Source organism: Mesorhizobium sp. M7A.F.Ca.MR.148.00.0.0, assembly GCF_003997735.1.
In the GTDB taxonomy this organism is placed as follows: domain Bacteria; phylum Pseudomonadota; class Alphaproteobacteria; order Rhizobiales; family Rhizobiaceae; genus Mesorhizobium.
The window spans coordinates 1-4,228 of record NZ_RZTB01000221.1 but is presented as its reverse complement, the minus strand read 5'-3'; the positions used below and the strand labels follow the sequence as shown (position 1 = coordinate 4,228).

Sequence of the window (4,228 nt, the reverse complement as noted above, 5' to 3'; positions counted from 1 at the left end):
ATCTTGCCGATCTGCCCGTGGCAAGCCTCCCCGAGGGAAGGATGCTGACCTTCACTTTTTTCTGGCCCAGGACCGGCGATTGGGAGAATGTCGACTTCTCCGTCATATCGGGCGACCAAGGTGGCCAGTAGATCATAGCCAGTAGACCTTCCCTCGATAACCCCGCAAATCTCTTAGAAAACAGGGACGAAACCATGCAGATCGGAATGATGGGACTGGGCCGGATGGGCGCCAACATGGTCCGGCGCCTGATGCGCGACGGCCACGAATGCGTCGTCTACGACATCAACCCGGCCAGCGTCGCCGCCCTGGTGACCGACGGCGCGTCAGGGGCGGCCTCGATGGAAGAATTCGTCGGCAAGCTGGCCAAGCCGCGCTGCGTGTGGCTGATGCTGCCGGCGGCGATCACCGGCAGGATCATCGACCAGGTGGCGGCCCTGATGGAGCCCGGCGACATCGTTATCGACGGCGGCAATTCCTACTACCACGACGCCGTCGACCAGGCCGCGAAACTGGCCGGCAACGGGATCCATCTTGTCGATGTCGGCACCAGTGGCGGCGTCTGGGGCCTGGAGCGTGGCTACTGCCTGATGATCGGCGGCCCCGACGTGGCGGTGCAGCACCTCGATTCGATCTTCGCCACGCTGGCACCGGGCGCCGATGCCGGCTCCAATCCGCCCAGCGATGCCGGCACCGCGCCCTTTGGCTATCTGCATTGCGGACCGAGCGGTGCCGGCCACTTCGTCAAGATGGTGCACAACGGCATCGAATATGGCGTCATGGCCGCCTATGCCGAAGGCATGAACATCCTGAAGTCGGCCAATGCCGGCAAGCGGCAACGGACGGCGGACGCCGAGACCAGTCCGCTGGAAAACCCGCAATACTACCAGTTCGACATCGACCTTCCGCAGGTGGCCGAGGTCTGGCGGCATGGCAGCGTTATCGGCTCCTGGCTGCTCGACTTGACGGCCGGCGCGTTGAAAAGCGATCCGGGCCTGGTGAATTTCGGCGGCCGCGTCTCGGATTCCGGCGAAGGCCGCTGGACGCTGAAGGCGGCGATCGACACCGGCGTGCCGGCTCCGGTGCTGTCCTCGGCGCTGTTCGACCGCTTCTCCTCGCAGGGCGAATCCGAATTCGCCGACAAGCTGCTCTCCGCCATGCGCTATGCCTTTGGCGGCCATGTCGAGAAGCCGAAGGCCGGCAAGTGACGACACGGGGGGAGACACGCGCATGAGCCAGGAACGGTCCGACACGCTGGTGCTCTTCGGGGCAACCGGCGACCTCGCCCACAAGAAGATATTTCCAGCCCTTTACCAGATGGTCGCCAAGGGCACGCTCACCGAACCGGTGATCGGCGTCGCCTTCGATGCCTGGGACCTCAAGCAATTGCAGGCGCGCGCGCGTGACGGCATCGTCAATGCGCTCGGCAAGATCGACGAGAAAGCGTTCGCCAAATTCGCCTCGCTGCTGCGCTACGTCAGCGGCGACTACCGTGACGGAGCGACGTTCGAGAAACTGAAAAACGCCCTCGGCACCGCGCAGCGGCCGCTGCATTACATGGCGGTGCCGCCGACCATGTTCGAGACCGTCGTCCAGGGGCTGGAGCAATCAGGCACGGCGCATGGCGCGCGGCTGATGGTGGAAAAGCCCTTCGGTCACGATCTGCAATCGGCGCGCTGGCTGAACCGGGTCCTGCATCTGGTGTTCGACGAACAGTCGATCTTCCGCATCGACCATTACCTGGGCAAGGAAGCGATCCAGAACCTGCTCTATTTCCGCTTCGCCAATTCGCTGCTCGAGCCGATCTGGAACCGCAACTACGTCGAAAGCGTGCAGATCACAATGGCCGAGGATTTCGGCGTCGAGGGACGTGGCCGTTTCTATGACGATGTCGGCTGCATCAGGGACGTCATCGAGAACCATCTGCTCAACATCCTGTTGCTGCTTGCCATGGAGCCGCCTGTCGGCCGGTCCGCCGACGACCTGATCGATGAGAAGGTGCAGGTGCTGCGCGCAATCAGGACGCTGACCAAAGACGATGTCGTGCGTGGCCAGTTCACCGGCTATCTAGCCGAACCGGGCGTTGCGCCGAACTCGCCGGTCGAGACCTTCGCGGCGGTGCGTTTCTTCGTCGACACCTGGCGCTGGCAGGACGTGCCGTTTTTCATCCGCGCCGGCAAGAACATGCCGGTGCATGTCACCGAAGTGGTGGTGCGGCTGAAGCGGCCGCCGCTCGATGTCTTCGATCCGATCAAGCCCGCCGACCAGAACTACGTCCGCTTCCGCATCGACCCACAGGTGGTGATCGCTATCGGAGCCCAGCGCAAGGCGCCGGGCGACGACATGATCGGCGAGCAGGTCGAACTGACGGCGCTCGACGACTCAAAGGGCGACATGCCGCCCTATGAGCGTTTGATCGGCGACGCCATGAACGGCAACGGGCAGTTGTTCACCCGCCAGGACGCCAGCGAACTGGCCTGGCGCATCGTCGGCCCGGTGCTTGGCGACACCACCCCGCCGCATCTCTACGAGCCGCTCACATGGGGACCCGCGGACGTCATGGCCGGGTTCGGGCCGCCCAATGGCTGGATCGATCCGGTGAAGTGAGAGGACCACACGATGGCCAAGGCGGTGAAGCAACCTGCATCGGGCACCGGGAAGCCGGATACTGAAAAGATCGTGCTCACGATCGACATCGGCGGCTCGCACGTCAAGATTCTCACCAGCGCCGGCGGCGAGGAGCGCCGCGCCGACTCCGGACCGGGCCTGACACCGCAGCAGATGATCGACGCGGTGAAGAAGCTCGCCGAAGGCCTGTCCTACGACGTCGTCTCGATGGGCTATCCCGGCCCGGTCAATCACAACAGGCCGCTCGCCGACCCCGCCAATCTCGGCAAGGGCTGGGCTGGATTCGACTTTGCGGGCGCGTTCGGCAAACCGGTGAAAGTGGTCAATGATGCGCTGATGCAAGCCATAGGCAGCTACGAGGGCGGGCGCATGCTGTTCCTCGGGCTCGGCACCGGTCTCGGTGCGGCGATGATCGCCGACAACGTCGCCCAACCGATGGAACTCGCGCATTTGCCCTACAAGAAGGGCAGGAGTTTCGAGGATTATGTCGGCGAACGCGGCCTGGAAAAGCGCGGCAAGAAGAAATGGCGCAAATACGTCTTCGACGTCGTCGACCGGCTCCGTGCCGCCATGCAGCCGGACTATGTGGTGATTGGCGGCGGCAACGTCGACAAGCTCGATGAATTGCCCGCCGACTCCAGGCGCGGCGACAACACACGCGCCTTCGAAGGCGGGTTTCGTTTGTGGCGCGACAAAGCGCTGATAGTCTGATACTGTTATTGTTTAATATAGTTGTTCAAAATAACGTGTGACCTGACATCAAGTCGTTGCAATACGCAGATTTGCCGACTAGGAATTCCGCGCTACACCAACGCCATTCGTCCGTGGACGCACGAAGGACGCCATAGCATTTTGATTTCGCGCATGATCCTTTCCGGAAGTCGAATCCGATTTTCAGGTCATTCGCTGTAGACGGAGAAATAGAGTGACCGACGATAGCAACAGTGCCCGTAAAGACATCGATCTGCTCGAGCTGACCGCTCACATCGTGTCCGCTTACGTCGAGAAGAACCGCTTGCCCGCCTCCGGCCTGGCCGACCTCATCGCCAGCGTCAGCGCCTCGATAAACGCGCTCGGCAAGCCTGCGGTCCCGGTGGCTGCCCCCCTGGTCCCGGCGGTCAACCCCAAGAAGTCGGTGACACCCGATTTCATCATCTGCCTCGAAGACGGCAAGAAGTTCAAATCGCTGAAGCGTCACCTGGGCGTGCATTTCGGCCTGACGCCGGACGCCTATCGCGCCAAATGGGGCTTGCCGTCGGACTATCCGATGGTCGCCCCCAACTACGCGGCCTCGCGTTCGCTGCTGGCGAAGTCGATCGGCCTCGGCCGCAAGGCCGCCCCCGTGAAGGCACCAGCTAAGGGCAGGAAGGCCAAGGCCTCGGCCTGATCATTCGGTCCTGAGCCAACAGTTAGGACGACTGGAACAGAAGCCTGCCGGCGAATTCGCCTTGGCAGGCTTCCTATTTTTATGGCTTGGATAGGTGGACGGGTTCCTAGAGCAATTCCAGGAAAATTGTGAAACGGTTTTCCGTCCGGAATTGCCTAAAAACAAGGAGTTAGAGCGGGTCACCGTTTCCGTGAAACGGTGAACTGCTCTAGG

General features: G+C 62.3%; 4 protein-coding genes. All 4 read left to right on the top strand.

The window, feature by feature from the left end; genetic code table 11:
• The first annotated feature begins 194 nt into the window (after positions 1-194).
• The 4 genes from gnd (at position 195) to EOB49_RS33115 (ending at position 4,015) form a co-directional block, all read left to right on the top strand.
• The gene (gene gnd, locus EOB49_RS33130) at positions 195-1,208 is read left to right on the top strand and encodes a phosphogluconate dehydrogenase (NAD(+)-dependent, decarboxylating) (RefSeq protein ID WP_127383433.1); all 1,014 of its coding nucleotides are present in this window, start codon (positions 195-197) and stop codon (positions 1,206-1,208) included.
• A gap of 22 nt (positions 1,209-1,230) precedes the next feature.
• Positions 1,231-2,607, top strand: a complete 1,377-nt coding sequence (gene zwf / locus EOB49_RS33125; RefSeq protein ID WP_127267460.1) for a glucose-6-phosphate dehydrogenase — start codon at positions 1,231-1,233, stop codon at positions 2,605-2,607.
• A gap of 12 nt (positions 2,608-2,619) precedes the next feature.
• Positions 2,620-3,339 (top strand): ROK family protein, encoded by a 720-nt coding sequence (locus tag EOB49_RS33120; protein WP_127383432.1) that lies wholly within the window; start codon positions 2,620-2,622, stop codon positions 3,337-3,339.
• Between the two features lie 214 nt (positions 3,340-3,553).
• A complete protein-coding gene (locus EOB49_RS33115; protein WP_127270031.1) occupies positions 3,554-4,015 on the top strand; it encodes a MucR family transcriptional regulator in 462 nt (153 codons plus the stop codon).
• The last annotated feature ends 213 nt before the right edge of the window (positions 4,016-4,228 follow it).